Annotated in this window: 14 protein-coding genes and 2 pseudogenes; 1 reads left to right on the forward strand and 15 read right to left on the reverse strand. The window is 66.9% G+C overall.

The features are described from left to right. From rpoB to VJT49_RS35380, 15 genes and pseudogenes are all read right to left on the reverse strand, one after another. Nucleotides 1-3,398, reverse strand: a 3,398-nt coding sequence (gene rpoB / locus VJT49_RS21700; protein WP_324166720.1) for a DNA-directed RNA polymerase subunit beta, incomplete at its 3' end; no start/stop codon positions are given. Nucleotides 3,399-4,032: 634 nt separating this feature from the next. Beyond that, nucleotides 4,033-4,893 carry a hypothetical protein gene (locus VJT49_RS21705; protein ID WP_324166721.1) on the reverse strand — a complete coding sequence of 287 codons (861 nt, stop codon included), beginning with the start codon at nucleotides 4,891-4,893 and terminating at the stop codon, nucleotides 4,033-4,035. A 24-nt stretch (nucleotides 4,894-4,917) separates the two neighbouring features. Then, nucleotides 4,918-5,511, reverse strand: coding sequence for a hypothetical protein (locus VJT49_RS21710; protein ID WP_324166722.1), 594 nt, complete (start codon nucleotides 5,509-5,511; stop codon nucleotides 4,918-4,920). 36 nt (nucleotides 5,512-5,547) lie between these two features. Beyond that, nucleotides 5,548-6,807: an MlaD family protein gene (locus VJT49_RS21715; RefSeq protein ID WP_324166723.1), complete on the reverse strand. Its 1,260-nt coding sequence runs from the start codon at nucleotides 6,805-6,807 to the stop codon at nucleotides 5,548-5,550. After that, nucleotides 6,807-7,985: an MCE family protein gene (locus VJT49_RS21720; protein WP_324166724.1), complete on the reverse strand. Its 1,179-nt coding sequence runs from the start codon at nucleotides 7,983-7,985 to the stop codon at nucleotides 6,807-6,809. The genes VJT49_RS21715 and VJT49_RS21720 overlap by 1 nt, the downstream gene beginning before the upstream one ends. Continuing rightward, nucleotides 7,982-9,163 carry an MCE family protein gene (locus tag VJT49_RS21725; protein WP_324166725.1) on the reverse strand — a complete coding sequence of 394 codons (1,182 nt, stop codon included), beginning with the start codon at nucleotides 9,161-9,163 and terminating at the stop codon, nucleotides 7,982-7,984. The genes VJT49_RS21720 and VJT49_RS21725 overlap by 4 nt, the downstream gene beginning before the upstream one ends. Beyond that, nucleotides 9,160-10,146, reverse strand: a complete 987-nt coding sequence (locus VJT49_RS21730; protein WP_324166726.1) for an MCE family protein — start codon at nucleotides 10,144-10,146, stop codon at nucleotides 9,160-9,162. The genes VJT49_RS21725 and VJT49_RS21730 overlap by 4 nt, the downstream gene beginning before the upstream one ends. Next, entirely contained in the window at nucleotides 10,143-11,174 is a 1,032-nt protein-coding gene (locus VJT49_RS21735; protein ID WP_324166727.1) for an MCE family protein, read from the reverse strand. The genes VJT49_RS21730 and VJT49_RS21735 overlap by 4 nt, the downstream gene beginning before the upstream one ends. After that, nucleotides 11,171-12,478: an MCE family protein gene (locus VJT49_RS21740; RefSeq protein ID WP_324166728.1), complete on the reverse strand. Its 1,308-nt coding sequence runs from the start codon at nucleotides 12,476-12,478 to the stop codon at nucleotides 11,171-11,173. The genes VJT49_RS21735 and VJT49_RS21740 overlap by 4 nt, the downstream gene beginning before the upstream one ends. 115 nt (nucleotides 12,479-12,593) lie before the next feature. Next, nucleotides 12,594-13,433, reverse strand: a complete 840-nt coding sequence (locus VJT49_RS21745) for an ABC transporter permease (protein WP_324166729.1) — start codon at nucleotides 13,431-13,433, stop codon at nucleotides 12,594-12,596. A gap of 1 nt (nucleotide 13,434) precedes the next feature. Then, nucleotides 13,435-14,187 (reverse strand): ABC transporter permease, encoded by a 753-nt coding sequence (locus tag VJT49_RS21750; RefSeq protein WP_324166733.1) that lies wholly within the window; start codon nucleotides 14,185-14,187, stop codon nucleotides 13,435-13,437. A gap of 109 nt (nucleotides 14,188-14,296) precedes the next feature. Beyond that, nucleotides 14,297-15,445: an ABC transporter ATP-binding protein gene (locus VJT49_RS21755; protein WP_324166730.1), complete on the reverse strand. Its 1,149-nt coding sequence runs from the start codon at nucleotides 15,443-15,445 to the stop codon at nucleotides 14,297-14,299. Between the two features lie 198 nt (nucleotides 15,446-15,643). Beyond that, the gene (gene rplL / locus VJT49_RS21760; RefSeq protein WP_324166731.1) at nucleotides 15,644-16,036 is read right to left on the reverse strand and encodes a 50S ribosomal protein L7/L12; all 393 of its coding nucleotides are present in this window, start codon (nucleotides 16,034-16,036) and stop codon (nucleotides 15,644-15,646) included. Between the two features lie 38 nt (nucleotides 16,037-16,074). Continuing rightward, a complete protein-coding gene (gene rplJ, locus VJT49_RS21765; RefSeq protein ID WP_324166732.1) occupies nucleotides 16,075-16,623 on the reverse strand; it encodes a 50S ribosomal protein L10 in 549 nt (182 codons plus the stop codon). A 241-nt stretch (nucleotides 16,624-16,864) separates the two neighbouring features. Next, nucleotides 16,865-17,172 (reverse strand): annotated as a pseudogene (locus VJT49_RS35380) (type II toxin-antitoxin system PemK/MazF family toxin). Nucleotides 17,173-17,560: 388 nt separating this feature from the next. On the opposite strand from VJT49_RS35380, the pseudogene VJT49_RS21770 reads away from it, so the two are divergent. After that, nucleotides 17,561-17,809 (forward strand): annotated as a pseudogene (locus VJT49_RS21770) (hypothetical protein); the annotation flags it as partial.

The following is a 17,809-nucleotide window of genomic DNA, read 5'->3' on the forward strand; positions in this document are numbered from 1 at the left end:
TCGATCGCGGCACCGTCGCTCGAAAGCACCTCGACGTTCAGGCACAGGGACTGCATCTCCTTGATCAGCACCTTGAACGACTCGGGGATCCCGGGCTCGGGGATGTTCTCGCCCTTGACGATGGCCTCGTACACCTTCACACGGCCGACCACGTCGTCCGACTTGATCGTCAGCAGCTCCTGCAGCGTGTAGGCAGCGCCGTACGCCTGCATCGCCCAGCACTCCATCTCACCGAAGCGCTGGCCACCGAACTGCGCCTTCCCGCCCAGCGGCTGCTGGGTGATCATCGAGTAGGGGCCGGTGGACCGGGCGTGGATCTTGTCGTCGACCAGGTGCAGCAGCTTGATGATGTACATGTAGCCGACCGCGATCGGGTACGGGTACGGCTCGCCGGTGCGGCCGTCGAACAGCTGCGCCTTGCCCTGCGGCCCGACCATCTGGTCGCCGTCGCGGTTGGGCAGGGTGGACGAGAGCAGGCCGGTGATCTCCTCCTCGCGGGCACCGTCGAACACCGGGGTGGCGACGACCGTGCCGGGCTCGGCCTGGTGCAGCTCCTCGGGCAGGCGCTTGGACCAGTCCGGGTCGCCGTCGACCTGCCAGCCGCTCTTCGCGATCCAGCCCAGGTGGGTCTCCAGGATCTGCCCGATGTTCATCCGTCGCGGCACACCGTGGGTGTTGAGGATGATGTCCACCGGGGTGCCGTCGGGCAGGAACGGCATGTCCTCCACCGGGAGGATCTTGCCGATGACGCCCTTGTTGCCGTGCCGGCCGGCCAGCTTGTCGCCGTCCTGGATCTTGCGCTTCTGCGCCACGTAGACCCGGACCAGCTCGTTGACGCCGGGCGGCAGTTCGTCGTCGTCCTCGCGGGAGAACACCCGGATGCCGATGACCTTGCCGGTCTCGCCGTGCGGCACCTTCAGCGAGGTGTCCCGCACCTCGCGGGCCTTCTCGCCGAAGATGGCGCGCAGCAGCCGCTCCTCCGGGGTCAGCTCGGTCTCACCCTTCGGGGTCACCTTGCCGACCAGGATGTCGCCGGCCTGGACCTCCGCGCCGATCCGGATGATGCCGCGCTCGTCGAGGTCGGCCAGGACCTCCTCGGAGACGTTCGGGATGTCCCGGGTGATCTCCTCGGCACCGAGCTTGGTGTCCCGCGCGTCGATCTCGTGCTCCTCGATGTGGATCGAAGTGAGCACGTCGTCCTGCACGAGCCGCTCGGAGAGGATGATCGCGTCCTCGTAGTTGTGGCCCTCCCACGGCATGACCGCGACGAGCAGGTTCTTGCCCAGCGCCATCTCGCCGTTCTCGGTGGACGGCCCGTCCGCGATGACCTGGCCCGCCTCGACCCGGTCGCCCTCGGAGACGATCGGCCGGTGGTTGAAGCAGGTTCCGTGGTTGGTGCGGCGGAACTTGTACAGCCCGTAGCTCTTGCGGGTGCCGTCGTCGTGCATCACGGTGACGAGGTCCGCCGACAGCTCTTCGACCACCCCCGCCTGCTCGGCGACCAGCACGTCACCGGCGTCGACCGCGGCACGCAGCTCCATGCCGGTGCCCACCAGCGGAGCCTCGTTGCGCAGCAGCGGCACCGCCTGGCGCTGCATGTTCGCGCCCATCAGCGCGCGGTTGGCGTCGTCGTGCTCGAGGAACGGAATCATCGCCGTGGCGACCGACACCATCTGGCGCGGCGACACGTCCATGTAGTCCACGTCCATCGGGTCGATCAGCTCGACCTCGCCGCCCTTCCGGCGGACCAGGACGCGGTCCTCGGCGAAGTAGCCGTCCTCGGTCAGCGACGCGTTGGCCTGCGCCTTGACGAACCGGTCCTCCTCGTCCGCGGTCAGGTAGTCGATCTGGTCGGTGACCTGCCCCTCGACCACCTTGCGGTAGGGCGTTTCGATGAAGCCGAACGGGTTGACCCTCGCGTAGGAGCACAGCGAACCGATCAGACCGATGTTCGGGCCTTCCGGCGTCTCGATCGGGCACATCCGGCCGTAGTGGCTCGGGTGCACGTCGCGGACCTCCATGCCGGCGCGCTCACGGGACAGACCGCCGGGGCCCAGCGCCGACAGGCGACGCTTGTGGGTCAGCCCGGACAGCGGGTTGTTCTGGTCCATGAACTGCGACAGCTGCGAGGTGCCGAAGAACTCCTTGATCGCCGCCACGACCGGGCGGATGTTGATCAGGGTCTGCGGGGTGATCGCCTCGACGTCCTGCGTGGTCATCCGCTCGCGGACGACCCGCTCCATCCGGGACAGGCCGACCCGGATCTGGTTCTGGATCAGCTCGCCGACGGTGCGCAGGCGGCGGTTGCCGAAGTGGTCGATGTCGTCGGTCTCGACCGGGATGGTCCGGCCGTTCATCTCCATCTTCTCCTCGCCGGCGTGCAGCCGGACCAGGTACTCGATGGTGGTGACGATGTCCTCTTCGGTCAGCGTGCCGGTGTCGTAGGGGATCGACAGGCCCAGCTTCTTGTTGACCTTGTAGCGGCCCACCTTGGCCAGGTCGTACCGCTTGTCCTTGAAGAACAGGTTCTCCAGCAGGGTCTGCGCGCTCTCCTTCGTGGGCGGCTCGCCCGGGCGCAGCTTGCGGTAGATGTCGAGCAGGGCCTCGTCGGTGCCCGCGGTGTGGTCCTTCTCCAGGGTGGCCAGCAGGGTCTCGGAGAAGGAGAACCGCTCGCGGATCTGCTCGGTCGTCCAGCCGAGCGCCTTCAGCAGCACGGTGACCGGCTGGCGGCGCTTGCGGTCGATGCGCACACCGACGGTGTCGCGCTTGTCGACGTCGAACTCCAGCCAGGCACCCCGGCTGGGGATGATCCGGACGCTGAACACGTCCTTGTCGGTGGTCTTGTCGACGGTCTGGTCGAAGTAGACGCCGGGCGAGCGGACCAGCTGGGACACCACGACACGCTCGGTGCCGTTGATGATGAAGGTGCCCCGGTCGGTCATCACCGGGAAGTCACCCATGAAGACCGTCTGGCTCTTGATCTCGCCGGTGTTGTTGTTGACGAACTCGGCCGTCACGAACAGTGGCGCCGCGTAGGTCATGTCCTTGTCCTTGCACTCCTCGACGGAGGCCTTGACCTCGTCGAAGCGCGGGTCGGAGAAGGACAGGGACATCGAACCGGAGAAGTCCTCGATCGGCGAGATCTCGTTGAGGACCTCCTCGAGGCCGCCGACCGGGTTCTCTTCACCTTCCTCCACGCGTCGCTCGAACCACTTCTCGTCACCGGTGAACCATTCGAAGGACCGGATCTGCACGTCGAGCAGGTTGGGAGTGGCCAGGGGTTCGCGGATCTTCGCGAAGGAGACCCGCTTCGGGGAGTTCGGGATTCCCGAGGAACTGGGGACAGATACAGCCGAGGTGGTCGCAGCAGTGGCCTGGTTCGCGGGAGAGACTGCCAAGATGCGTCCTTCCGGGGACAATGAGCGGTGAGCAGCCGCGTTAGCAACAACTAATGCGACTGTCAAGGGTGCCGTGGTGCCCACCATCCTAGCTGCCGTGCCCAAGCAGCCTGAAAGAGGGCAGCGCAAAGAAGCAGTCTAGCCCGAACGCCGTGGCTTGTCGAGGGGCACTCCCGACGGGGCCCAGATCTCGATCACGACGTCTTCAGGTATGCCGCTCAGCCTCGCCCTCCCGCAGGGCGCTGCCGCTGGGAGTAAGCGTGACCCCACAGCGCGCCATAGTCAAGATGCCACGCCTTCGACAAGCCAGTTGGCGCAATGTCATCTGGGCTGGTATAGCGATGCTGAAACAGTGCGTGACCTGCTGGTTAGCCGATCTCGGGCCAACGGTGGCCAAGGCGCCAGACGCGAAGGAGGACCGGTGACGGCACGCCACGAGACCGAACGGGACAACTGCGCGAGCGGGGACACCGGCCGGGATCCGGGGGAGCTCCAAGACGAGCGAGGACGAGCTTCGCGAGGCCCTCCAAAGGCGGAGCGTGGCGAGGACCCGACCGAGGCCGAAGCGAGAGGCGAAGGGCTGGGAGTGACGCGATCCCGCCCCGAGGTCACCTCCGGGCGCGTGCTTGAACGGTTACCGGCTCGGGGGCGGGGCGCTCGATCCGTTGCCGGCGGACGGAGCGCTCGACGCGGCGGAGCTGGGAGCGGGTTGCTCGGTGTCGTAGGTGTTGAGGTCGGTGATCCGCCACTTGTCCCCCGAGTACTGCAGGTTCAGCCAGAGCTGGGCGCTGCCGCTCGACGTCTGGTTCTGGTCCGTGCGCGTGGCCGTCTGGTCGACGAAGACCATCACCTTGGCCTTGTCGCCGTTCAGCATGATCACCGCGCTGCGGCTGACCTTGACGGTGACGACGATCTTCTGCTGCGGCGCGAGGCGTTCGACCTCCCCCATCAGGCTGTTGTACTTGTTCCGGACGTCGTCGTTGAGCAGCAGGTCCCCGGCCGCGTCCTGAGTCTTGGCGATGCTGTTGTAGTCGTAGGAGAACAGCGTCTCGACCGCGCTGGTCGCGGCCTGGTTCACCTGCGAGGTCCTGGCGACGTCCAGCAGCGCGGTGTTGGACGTCGCCGCGGCCAGCTTGCTCTCCTCGATCTTGAACCACACCGCGAGCGTGGTGAGCACCAGCGCGAGGACGAACAGCACGCCCGCCAGCGCGACCTTGTTCCGCGGTGGTCGCGACGCCGGGGCGGGCACGGGTTCCGGCACGGCGACGGCGGCCTCGGCGGCTTCGTAGTCGACGGGTTTCGCCGTGCCCTCGTCCCGGCTCTTCGGGCGCGGGCTCGGCTTCGGCCTTTCGAAGCTCTGGTCCACGACCTCATCGGGAGCCGCATCGACTTCCGGGGCCTCGTCCCGCTTTGGGCGCGGCGTCGGCGACGGGCGGCGGATGCCGGCCGAGCGGGACCGGCCCACGGGAGGCGGCTGGCGGGGAATGGCTGGCACGACGATCTCCTCTACCCTCTGCTCCTACTGTCCGCCCGTCACGGTCGGCACCGCGCCGATCGAGTCCAGCTTCCAGGCCTGGCCCTCCCGCACCATCGCGATCTCCAGCCGCAGTTGCTTGGTCGCCGGCGGCTGGCCTTCCGCGTTCACCACGTAGCTGGCGGCTGCGAGAAGACTGGCCTTGCCGTCGTGCTGGTTGAGCTCCTCGACCGCGATGTCCTCCACGGTGCTGGTGACCTTCGTCTTCGCGGTCGCCATTACCTTCCTGGCATTGTCCTCCAGGGCCTTCACCTGTTGCTGCCAGTTGGTGGAGGAGATCTCGAGCTGCTTCTGGAAGTAGCCGTCCGGGTTGGTGTAGTCGAGCTCGAGGTTGGCCTTCACAGCGGCCGTCCCGGCCCGCAAGACCTCGTCACGCGCCTGCGCAAGGGCCAGGTTGTCGTCACTTGCGGCAACCCACCACTGGACGCCGAACACCGCGGCCACGATCAGCGACGCCGCGGCGAAGCCCGCCACGCCCAGCACCAGGTAGCGCTGGACCGGGGACTCGGCCCGCGTATCGGTATCGGTCTGCTCGTCGGCATCGACGCCGACCTCATCGACCACTTCGTCGGAAGTCATGGCTCTCCAGGGCAGGTAGTCGGGTTCATCCGGTGCTCACGAGCTCAACCCGAGCAGCCCGGCCAGGCTGGTGATGGACACACCGGGCGAGGCCACCACGCCGTACATCCCGCGCAGCTCGGCCAGGTCCTCCTGCTCCCGGTTGGCGTTCTGGGCCAACTGGCCCTGCGTCGGCGACACCGCAACGCCGTTGTACGGGGCGTTCTGGGCACCGCGGACGTCGATGGGGCTGCCCGGGGGCTCGGCGCAGTAGGAGTTCCAGTTTGGCTGACGGGTCGAAGTGTCGGTGCCGGGGCGGTACTGGCTCGGGCTCGGGTAGCCCTTGGTGCAGGGCGGCGGGTCGAACAGGTTCAGCGCGAGCCCGAGGTGCGCGGTTCCGTCGCCGGGGACGACACTGCGGGCGCCGGCCGCCAGCACCGGGTAGCTGACCAGCACCTGCTCGACCCCGTCCTGCCGGGTGATCAGCAGGTTCGAGGTGGTGAGCAGGTTCGCGAACAGCTCGCTCAGCCCCGGCCCGGTCTCCCTGATCAGCTCGTTGATCGCGGACGCTGCCGAAGGAGTCACCTCGATCAGCCTCCGGAGGTCACGGTCGGAGTTCTTCAGCGTCGCGGTCAGCTCGTTGAGGTTCTTGCTGAACTCGGCCATCGAGGAGGCCTCGACGTTCTGCGTGTGCAGCACGGTGCTGCCCGCCTGCAGCAGTTGCACGGTCTGAGGCAGGTACTGCCGTGCGGACGCGGTGAAGTCGCGGGTGGTGTCCAGCAGCACCTGGAGATCTTGCCCGGTCCCGGAAAACGCCTGGTAGGACTCGTCGACCACGGTCCGCAGCGCGTCCGTCGGCACCGATTTCGCCAGGCTGTCCAGGTCGGTGATCACCTGGTCCGTGCCCAGCGGCGTCTTCGTCTTCGCCGCACCGATGACCGATCCGTTCTTCAGGAACGGGCCCGCGTCGGTGACCGGCCGCAGATCGACGAACTGCTCACCCACCGCGGACCGGTTGGCGATCACGGCCTCGAGGTTCTGGGGCACGCTGGGCGCGTCCGCGTCGATGTTCAGATCCGCTTCCAGCCCGGTCGCGGTGAGCCGCAACTGCCCGACCTTGCCGATGTTGTACCCGCGACAGGTCACCTCGGCGCCGGTGAAGATGCCGCCGGAGGAGTCGAGCTGAAGCTTGACCGTGTAGCCCTCCTGGCCGAACACCTGGCCGAGCCCGGCGAACCGGATCAGCGCGTAGACGATCGCGAGCACGGAGATGATCGCGAACGCGACGAGCTGGATCCTGGTCCGGCGTACCAGCATCACGCACCCCCCGTCAGCAGGCCGAGCAGGCCCGCGATCCCGGTCTGTTGCTCCGGCGTGCCGCCGCCCGAACCGCCCGCCGAAGTCACTTTGGTGCTCTGCTCGGACAGGGGCAACGGCGGGGTCGACGGGGCGTTCGTCGCGGCTGTCACGCTGTCGAGCACGGACCCGGTCCGCTGCCCCTTGCCGAGGTTGTCGAGCACGGTCTTGAGGTTCAGGTCGATGTTCGCGTAGAGGTTGATGTAGTCGCCCTTCGCGCCGTCGACCCCGGCGTCGGTGAACGGGTACGTGAGCAACAGCTCCAGCGACTTCGGCAGGTTCGCGCCCGCCTCGCCGAGCTTCCGCAGGGTGGGCAGCAACGCGCGCAGGTCGGCGACGATGTTGGCCTGGCTCCTGTTCACCGTGTCCACGGTGACGCCGGCCAGGTTCCGCAGCGCCTGCAACATGGTGACCAGCTGGCCGCGCTGCTGTTCGAGCACCTGCAGGCCGGGGCCGAGGTTGTTCAGCGCGTTCACCAGCTGGTCCTTCTGCCCGTTCAGAGTGGACGACAACCGGTTCAGCCCGTCGAGGGCGCGGGTGATGTCGCCGGACTGGGCGTCCAAAGTAGACACAAGCTGGTCGGCGTTGTTCAGCAGGTTCCGGATGTCCGGCTCACGGCTTTCGCTCGCGTTGTCGAGCTCCTTGGCGATCGTGTCGAGCTGGTCGACGCCACCGCCGTTGAGCAGCAGGGACAGCGCGCCGAGCACCTCCTCCACCTCGACGCTGCGGTTCGTGCGGGCGAGCGGGATCTCGGCGTTGTCGCCCAGCATCCCCTGCGCCAGGTCCGGCCCGGGCGAGGTCAGTTCGACGTACTTCTCGCCGAGCAAGCTGGACTGGCGAACGTTGGCCAGCGCGTTGGCGGGCAGGTGCACGCCGCCGTTGAGCCGCATGGTCACCTCGGCGTTCCAGCCGTCCGGGGTGAGCCCGATCGACTCCACCCGGCCAACGGGCACCTCGTTGACCTTGACCCCGGCCTGCGGCACCAGATCCAGCACGTCACGGAACTGCGCCTTCACCGTGTACGGGCGGTCGCCGAGATCCGCGCCACCGGGCAGGGGAATGTCGTAGATACCCCCGAACGAACAGCTGGTCAGAATCAGCAACGCAGCCGCTGGGAGGGCGGCACGGGCGAGTCTCACTTCGATGCCGCCTCCGTTCCGTAGAGATCGACGAAGGGAAGCGGGAGGGGCGGCAACTGACCGTGTTGCAGTGCGTTGACGGTCTGCGCGAGCGACGGCGGTTTCAGCGTGCCGTCGAGCAGCGGCTCGACCCTCTTGCACAGGTCACCGACCGTGTTCAGCGCGTTCACCTGCTTGAGCAGGTTGCACACCATCAGGATCGGTGGCTGGGTCAGCTCGTTGATGTTGGCCCGCGCGTCCAGCGTGCCGGACGACCCGTTGTAGGCGTTGATCACGTTGCCCAGCCCGGCCGGCGCCACGTCGAGGATCTCGGCAAGGGAGTTGCGCTGGTCCACGAGCACCTTCGTGACACTGGCCAGTTTGTCCACATTGGACCTGAGCCGGTCGTGGTGGCGGTCGATGAAGTCCTGCACCATGCCCAGGGTCGTGCCGAGCTGTCGCACGGTCGCCGCGAGGGTGTCCCTCTCCCCCGCCAGATACCCGCTCACGTCGGCGAGCTGGTTCTCGAACCGCCGCACCTGCTGGTCGCTGTTGGCCAGTGCGGTCGAAAAGTCCGAAAGGTTGCTGATGGTGGCGAACAGGTCTTCCCGGTTGCCGGACAGCGTGGCGGCCGCCTGGCTCAGTTTGCTGATCGTGTCGTGCAGCGACTGGCCGTTGCCGTCAAGGTTCTGGGCGAGCGTGGTGAGCAGATCGGACAGCGAACCGTGCTGGTTCACCCCGTTCGGGCCGAGCGATTGGCTGATCTTGTCCAGGCTCGAGTACAGCTCGTCCACCTCGACGGGCACCGCCGTGCGGTTCAGCGGGATGACCGCGCCGTCGGCGATCACCGGACCGCCGGTGTAGGCCGGGGCGAGTTGGACGTACCGGTCGCTGACCAGTGACGGTGCCACGATCGCGGCCCGCGCGCCGACCGGGACGGCGACCGTCCGGTCGTAGGTCATCTCGACCTTCACCTGGTTACCGACCGGTTGCACCGCGGTGACCGTGCCCATGTCGACGCCGAGCACTCGCACGCTGTTGCCCGGGTAGAGCCCGATCGCGCTCGGGAAGTACGCGGTCAGGCGCTTCTTGCCGGCGTCGGAAAGCGTCCACCACAGCGCGCCGGCGACGATCAGCCCGAGCACGAGGACGACTCCCACGCCACGCGCGACGTTCTGACCGAAGCGGGTGTCACTCATCGGGTGTTGCACCCCTGTTCGTTCAGCGGGCCGGCGGACGGCAGGATCAGACCGCAGATGTAGTTGTCGAACCAGTGCCCGTTGCCGACGGTGTTGGTGAACACCCGGATGTAGGGCGCGAACCGCTTGATCCCTTCGGCCAGCGAATCCTGGTTGCGCTGGAGCATCGAGGTGAGCTGGTCCAGTGAGGTCAGCACCGGGCCCAGCTGCTTGTCGTTGTCGTCGATCAGTCCCTGCAACTGCCTCGACAGCTCCTGCGCGCCGGTGAGCAGCGAGGAGATCGCCTGCTCGCGGTCGGCGATCTCCTCCAGCAACTGGTTGCCATCGGTGAGCAGCTTGGTCAGCTCGGCGTCGCGGTCGGCCAGGGTCTGGCTGACCTGCCGGGTGTTGGCCAGCAACTGGGAAAGCTGGGTGTCCCGCTTGGCGATCGTGTCCGACAGCTGGGAAAGCCCGGACAGGGCGCCACGTACGTCGTCCGGTGTGCCGGACAATGTCCGCGACAAGGTCTCGAACGCCGTCGACAGTTGCTGGGTGTCGATCTGGTTCACCGTCGTCGACAGATCGCGGAAAGCGTCGATCACGTCGTAGGGCGCGACCGTGCGTTCCTTCGGGATGGTGGTGCTCGGGTTGAGCGTCTTGTCGCCGATCGGATCGAGCGACAGGTATTTCTGGCCGAGCAGCGTCTTGATCTTGATGGTCGCCTGGGTCCTGTCGCCCAGCCAGGCGTTCTTGACCTTGAAGGACACCTTGACCTGCGCCCCGTCGAGGCCCACGCCGGTGACCTTGCCGACCTTCACCCCGGCGATCCGCACCTCGTCACCGTTCTTGAGACCGCCGGCCTCGCTGAAGTCGGCCGAGTAGGTGGTGCCGGCGCCGACGATCGGCAGCTCGTCCGAATTCAGCACGACGACGAAACCGAGCGCCATGACCAGCAGGCCCACCACGGCGATCGGCACCGGATTGCGTGAGGAGAAGCTTTTCATGTGCCACACCGGTCCCGGGTCTGCGGCAGGATCGGCAGGTTCACCGGTTTTTCGACGATCCCGGGAATCGAGACGCTGCCGTTGGCCGAGCAGAGGAAGAAGTTGAGCCAGGAACCGTAGTCCGCGGTGCGCGTGAGCGCGGTCAGTTTCTGCGGCAGGAACTGGATGAAGTGTTCCACGAGGGCCTGGTTGTCGTTGAGGTTGTCGGCCAGCACGCCGAGCGCCGAGATGTCGTTCTCGAGCGGATCCCGCACCTGCGACACCAGGCCGGAAGTGGTGTTCGCCAGCCCGCCCAGCGCGGTGATCGCGTCCCCGATCGGCTTGCGGTCCCGCGCGAGCCCGGACACCAGTTGCTGCAGCCGGACGATCAGGTCCGACAGTTGCGGACTGTGTGCGTTGACCACGTCGAGCACGCTGTTCAGGTTGGTGATCACCTGCCCGATGACCTGGTCCTTTCTGGCGATCGTGCTGGTCAGCGTCGCGGTGTGGGCGAGCAGGCTCTCGATCGTGCCACCCTCGCCCTGCAGCACCTGGATGAGCTCGTAGGACAGCTTGTTCACGTCGTCCGGATTGAGCGCGGTGAACAGCGGCTTGAACCCGTTGAACAGTTCGTCCAGGTCGAGCGCGGGACGCGTCTGGTCGAGGGGGATGGTGGCGCCCGGCGCGAGAGGTTTCCGGTCGTCCCCGGTGCCCGGGCTGAGCGAGATGTAGCGCTGTCCGACCAGGTTCCGGTACTTGATCGTGGCGATCACGCCGGCAGGCAGGCCGCGGCCGGAATCCACCTCGAAGTCGACCTGGGCCTGGCGCCGGTCCACGATCTTGACGCCGGTGACCTGCCCGACCTTCACCCCGGCGATCCGCACGTCGTCCCCGGCCAGCACGAGGGTGGCGTCGGTGAACCGGGCGCCGTAGCCGTTGGTGCTGCCGGTGTTGACGTTCGCGATGCTGATCCCCAGCATCGCGGTGAGCACGACGGTCACCACGATGAAGACGATCAGCTTGACCAGCGGCGCGGCCACTCCCCTCATCGCACCGTCACCTCCGCCCCGCGATAGAGCGGCCCGAGCAGGAGGTTGCTCCAGCCCGGCATCTGGTCCGCGGCGAGCCCGACCTGCGGTCCGACCAGTTGGGCGAGGAAGTCCTGCTCCGCCGGGGTGTTCGCGACGCTGCTCGCGGTCGTGGCGCCACCACCGGCTGTGTTGCCCGAATTCGGCGGTGGGGTCGGGGTCGTGCCGTCCTTGATCGGCCCGCCCGGCGGGTACTGCGGGAACGGGAACGGAAGGGCATGGACGTCGTAGCAGCGAGGTCCCCGCTTGTCCTGGAACCGCGGCTCGTCGCGCCCGGCCTTGTAGGGGCCACGACTGACCACGATTTCGATCGTCGCGTGCAGACCGTGCTGGTTCGTCCCCTTACCCAGTGACTGGTCCACGTACGGGACCAGGTCGGCCATGTTGCCGAGGAAGCACGGGTATTCCGGCGCGTACTTCGCGAGCAGTTCCGCGGTCGGGCGAGAGCTCGACGCGAGGCTGATCAGGTTGCTGGAATTGGCCCGGACGAACGATTCCAGGCTCTGCGAAGCCGAAGTCACGCCTGCATAGAGGTTCTGCAGGTTCTGCTGCTCGGCCACCACGGTCTTGGCCGTCGTCGCCAGGTTGTCCAGGGTCTGCACCAGATCAGGGGCGGAGCTGCTGAAGTTGTCCGAGAACTTCGCCAGTTCCTGCAGGTTCTTCCGCAACTCCGGCAGGTGCGGGTTCAGGTCGCCGACGTACTGGCCGAGCTGGGTGAGGGTTTCGCCGAGCTCGGTGCCCCGGCCCCGCAACGCCGTGGAGATCGCGGTCAGCGTCGCCGACAGCTTTTCCGGCTGCACGGCCTGCAGAACCGGAAGCAGGTCGTCGATCGCCTTCGACAGCTGAATCGCGCCGGAGGTCCGGTCCTCGGGAATCACGTCGCCGCTGCGAAGCGTGGCCGGCGCCGGATTGTCCGGGATCTCGAGAGAGACGTAACGCTCACCGAAAAGTGTCTTCGGCAGGAACCGGGCGGAGACGTTGACCGGAATCAGCTTCGCCGACTCCGGGTCCAGGGCGAGCGTCAGCTCCGCGCCGGTGTCGGTCGCGACGATGTTCCTCACCGAGCCGACGATCAGGCCGCGCACCTTGACGTCGGACCGCGGCAGCAACTGGTTGCCGATATCGCCAGCTTCGAGTTTCACGTCAACCGAGGGGCTGAACGCCTTGTTGTACATGGCGATGCTCAACGTGATGCCGCCCGCGAGCACCGCGACCAGCACCAGGCCCAGAAACCTGCGTCGAATCGTCGATACCGCCCCGCTCATCCGGTCTCCCCCGCGAGTGCGCGCGCGACCGTGTCGACAAAGCGCTCCCCACGAGCCCAGCTGCCTTCACCGAGACGGGCGCCCTGCCGCTCCCGCGGAAAGAACACACAGGTATTCATCCCGCGATCCTCACGGTCGTGTCCGTGCCCCAGATGGCGAAGCCGACGAAGAAGTTGATGATCGCGACCGTCACGATGCTCAGGCGCACCGCACGGCCCACCGCGACGCCCACGCCCGCCGGACCACCCGAAGCCCGGTAGCCGAAATAGCAGTGGGTCAGAATGATCACCACGCTGAAGATGAGCACCTTGACGAACGAATAGAACACGTCCTGCGGTGGCAGGAAAAGGTTGAAGTAATGGTCGTAGGTGCCCGCGGACTGGCCGTAGAGGTAGATGACCACCACTCGTGAGGCAAGGTAGGACGACAGCAGCCCGATCACGTAGAGCGGGATCACCGCGACGAATCCGGCGATGATCCGGGTGGTCACCAGATACGGCAGGCTCGGCACGCCCATCACCTCCAGGGCGTCGATCTCTTCACTGATCCGCATCGCGCCGAGCTGCGCGGTGAATCCGGCACCGACCGTCGCCGACAAGGCCAGCCCGGCCACCAGCGGCGCGATTTCGCGAGTATTGAAGAACGCGGTCAGGAAGCCGGTGAAGGCCGAGGTGCCGATCGAGTTCAGCGCGGAATAGCCCTGCAGGCCGACCAGCACGCCGGTGAACAAGGTCAGGCCGATCATCACGCCGACCGTGCCGCCGATCACCGCCAACGATCCCGAGCCGAAGCTCACCTCGGCCAGCAGGCGCAGGACTTCCCTGACATAGCGGCGAAGCGTGCGCGGTGTCCAGGCGAGGGCACGCGCGTAGAACGACATCTGGTCGCCCAGGTTGTCCAGAACCTCGAGCGGCCGGTTCGCGATCCGTTTCACGCTCTGGCGCAAGGTCGCCATTTCAGCTCAACTTTCCGGGCACGATCTGGAGGTAGAGCAACGTGATCACGAAGTTCACCACGAACAACAACAGGAACGTGATGACCACGGACTGGTTCACCGCGTCGCCGACGCCCTTGGGGCCACCCGCCGGATTCAACCCGCGGTAGGCGGCGACCACCGCGGCGATGAAGCCGAAGATCAGTGCCTTGACCTCCCCGACCAAGAGGTCGGGAAGCTGGGCCAGCGCGGAGAAACTGGCAAGGTACGCGCCCGGTGTGCCGCCCTGCAGAACCACGTTGAAGAAGTAACCGCCGAGCACGCCGATCACGCTCACCATGCCGTTGAGCAGCAACGCGACCAGCATCGAGGCGAGCACCCGCGGCACGATCAGCCGCTGCACCGCGGACACGCCGAGCACCTCCATCGCGTCGATCTCCTCGCGGATGGTGCGCGCGCCGATGTCCGCGCAGATAGCGCTTCCCCCGGCGCCGGCGACCAGCAGCGCGGTCACCAGCGGGCTGGCCTGCTGCACGGTCGCGAGCACACTGCCCGCACCGGTGTACGACTGCGCTCCGAGCTGGCGGGCGAGCGAGCCGAACTGCAGCGAAATCACCGCACCGAAGGGAATCGCGACGAGCGCGGTCGGCAGAATCGTGACACTGGCGATGAACCACGACTGCTGGACGAACTCCCGCACCTGGAACGGGCGCTGGAAGAAACCGCGGATGACGTCCAGCCCGAGGGCGAACAGTTTTCCGGTTTCGCGCAGCATCCCGCTGCCGGGAATCCTCCTGGCCGGAACCGAAGAACTCACGCTGTCTCCCCCGCGACTTCACGCGCGACGGCGATCGCGTCGACGGGGCGCTCCTCACGAGCGCGATTCATGCCCCACCCGACCCGGGGTCGCGGTAACGCCCGCCCCCGGTTCTCCCCCAGCCTGGCAGTTGCACCACCTGATCGACCGGCAACTGGCCCTGGTGGTGGCTCGGCAGCACGCCGGTCGTCCTCGCCCGCTCGGGGTAGTGCGGCTGGACGCCATAGCGGACCTGCTCCTCGGAAGACAGGGATTCGATGATGCCTTCCTGCGCGGCCGAGGGCAGGGTGTGCAGGATCCTCATCACTCGGTCCTTCCGGCGGCGTGCGCCCATGCGCTCGGGCACGCCCGGCGTGGGCTGCATCTGCGGCGGGATACCGACGACCTCGTCGACCCCGCCGGCATGGTGACCCGCCTCGAACATGGCGCGCTCGGCGGCGATCGTCGCCTGGTCCTTCTCCTCACTCATCCCGATCGGCCCGTCCATTCGGCCGTTGAGGAACTGCTTGACCACCGGCTCTTCGCTGGTCAACAGCACCTCGCGCGGTCCGAACATGACCAGTTCCTTGCGGAAGAGCATGCCCAGGTTGTCCGGCACCGTCCGGGCCAGGTTGATGTTGTGCGTCACGATCAGGAACGTGGCGTCGATCTGCGCGTTCACGTCCAGGAACAACTGGGAGATGTAGGTGGTCCGGACCGGGTCCAGCCCCGAGTCCGGCTCGTCCACCAGAATGATCTCCGGGTCCAGCACGAGCGCCCGCGCCAGCCCGGCACGCTTGCGCATCCCACCGGAAATCTCGCCCGGCAGCTTCTTCTCGGCACCGGCCAGACCGGTCATCTCCAGCCGTTCCAGCACAATCCGGCGAATCTCGGTCTCGGACTTCTTCGTGTGCTCACGCAGCGGGAACGCCACGTTGTCGTACAGGTTCATCGACCCGAACAGCGCACCGTCCTGGAACAGCACCCCGAACAGCTTCCGGATCTCGTACAGCTTGTGCTCACTGCACCGCACGACGTCCACACCATTGATGACGCACCTGCCACGCTCGGGCTTGAGCAGCCCGATCATCGACTTCAGGAACACCGACTTCCCGGTCCCCGACGGGCCCAGCATCACCGACACCTCACCCGGAGGAAGGGTGAGCGTGACATCCCGCCAGATGGTCTGCCGGCCGAACGACTTCGTCAGACCCTCGATGACCACCTCGGCACCCATCGCACCTCCCGGAGCTTCACGGCGTCGGCGAGGCACACCCTATTCAGGTCGCGCAGGGTGCGCACAGCCGCATCATCTGAACGCAACGAGTCAAGTGCCGCAAAGGTTACTCACCAGTTTGGCAATCCTCAATCCGGGTAGAAAAAAAGGACGAGTAGCCCGCGGGGGCTACTCGTCCTCTTCCGAAATGCGGAAAAGCTACTTGACGCTGACCTTCGCGCCGGCGCCCTCGAGCTTCTCCTTGGCGGCCTCGGCGGCCTCCTTGTCGACCTTCTCGAGGATGGCCTTCGGGGCGCTCTCCACGAGCTCCTTGGCCTCCTTCAGGCCCAGGCCGGAGACGACCTCGCGGACGACCTTGATGACCTGGATCTTCTTGTCGCCGGCGCCCTCGAGGACGACGTCGAACTCGTCCTGCTCCTCCTCGGCCGGGGCCGCGGCGGCGGCACCACCCGGGACGGCGGCCGCGACGGCGACCGGGGCGGCCGCGGTCACGTCGAAGGTCTCCTCGAACTTCTTCACGAAGTCCGAGAGCTCCAGCAGGGTCAGGTCCTTGAACGCGTCGAGCAGTTCGTCGGTGCTCAGCTTCGCCATGATGGCGTTCCTCTCTTACGGGGTTGGTGGGGTTGGTTTCAGCTCTCGGCGGGTGCTTCGCTGGATTCGGACGCTTGGCTCTGCTTCTTCTCGAGCGCGGCGGCAAGGCGGGCAACCTGGGCAACCGGCGCCTGGAACAGCGCGGCGGCCTGGGACAGCTTCGCCTTGAACACGCCCGCCGCCTTGGCGAGCAGGACCTCACGGCTGTCGAGGTCGGCGATCTGGGTGATCTCCTCGACCGTGAGCGGGCGGCCATCCATGTAGCCGCCCTTGATCTCGAGCGCGTTGTTGTCCTTCGCGAAGTCCCGGATCGCCTTCGCGGCTTCGACCGGCTCGCCCTCGATGAAGGCGATCGCGGTCGGGCCGACGAACAGCTCGTCGAGACCCTCGATACCGGCGTCCTGGGCGGCACGCTTGACGAGGGTGTTCTTCGCGACCCGGTACTTGGCACTGGTGCCGAGAGCGCGGCGCAGCTGGGACAGCTGGGACACGGAGAGGCCGTCGTACTTGGTCACGACAGTGGCCGAGCTGCTGCGGAACCGGTCCGCGATCTCGGCGACGGCCGCCACCTTGTCGGGCTTCGCCATGGGTCGCCTCCTCTCTTGGCTGGTGACCGCCGGCGGTGGAGGAACCCCGAAACGAAAAACGCCCCGGCGCAGCAGGCGCGGGGCGGCAACGCGCACAAGGGCGCGGCTGAAGCCTCGTTCCTCCTGCGCTGGCGCCCGCCGTTCGCGGAACCTTCGCCCCTTACGGGGAACCAACGGTCTTCGGTAAGAACCGTTGTTCAGTGTAGCTCACGCGCTCACGCACTCATCCGGGGCCGCGAGGCTAGACCTCGACCATCCGCCGGAGCACGAACCGGATCGCTTCGATTTCAGACTTCTCCAGACGTGCGCTTTGCTGCCTTACCAGCCGCCGACGGCTGATCGACTTGAGCTGATCACACATCGCGAAACTCGACTTACCCGACGATTCGAGCCGAGGATGGAAGGGGAGCCCCCGGTCCTTGGTTGTGCAGGCACAACCAACACAAGATCGTTCGGCAGCTCGCGGGCGAAAGCCGACCCCACGACAACCGCAGGCCGTTGGCCTGCCTGTTCGCGGCCGACCCGGGGGTCGAAGCCGACCCACCACACCTGCCATGGCCAGATTGTCCGGGTCGCTCGGCGACCTCGGTATCCACCTCCGCCAACTCTCCGCTCTCGCGCAGGTCGTCGTCGGCCATTTCAGGATCGGCGGCCGGCCGGGCCAATGCCCGACGCGATTCATGCTCGAACAGCAGCATACTCAGCGCATCGTCGAGGGTGGCGCCGCCGAATTCGGATTCCGCGATCCGGGCGAGCCTGTCCCGATTCTCTTGCGCAACCCGCACACTCGTCTGCGTAGACGATGTATGCACGGCGCATGCGAGCGGAGCAAGCCTGCCCAGCTAGCCACCGCATCGGCAACAACGCACCTTGGCGGGGCCATCAGCGCGGGGGCCGACGCTTTGTCGACTGGTCGCGGTGCGGGCATCATGGGCGGGTGGCGGAACAGCGACCAGAGGACCGGCCGGAAGAGCGCGGTGAGGTGGAGCGGGCACGGCCCGCCCAGCCACAGCCCGCCGCCGGTGCGCACCCGCAACTCGATCCGGAGCAACTGCGGCAGTTCCAGCAGTTCCAGCAGTTCCAGGACTATCTGCGGTTCACCGAAGCCCAACGTCAGAACGGCCAACTGGTGCCGGGCCAGAGTGGGCCGCCGGCGCCGCCGCCCGGTGGCCCGGTCCAGGTCACA

This window comes from Amycolatopsis sp. (assembly GCF_035276945.1).
Lineage (GTDB): Bacteria > Actinomycetota > Actinomycetes > Mycobacteriales > Pseudonocardiaceae > Amycolatopsis_E.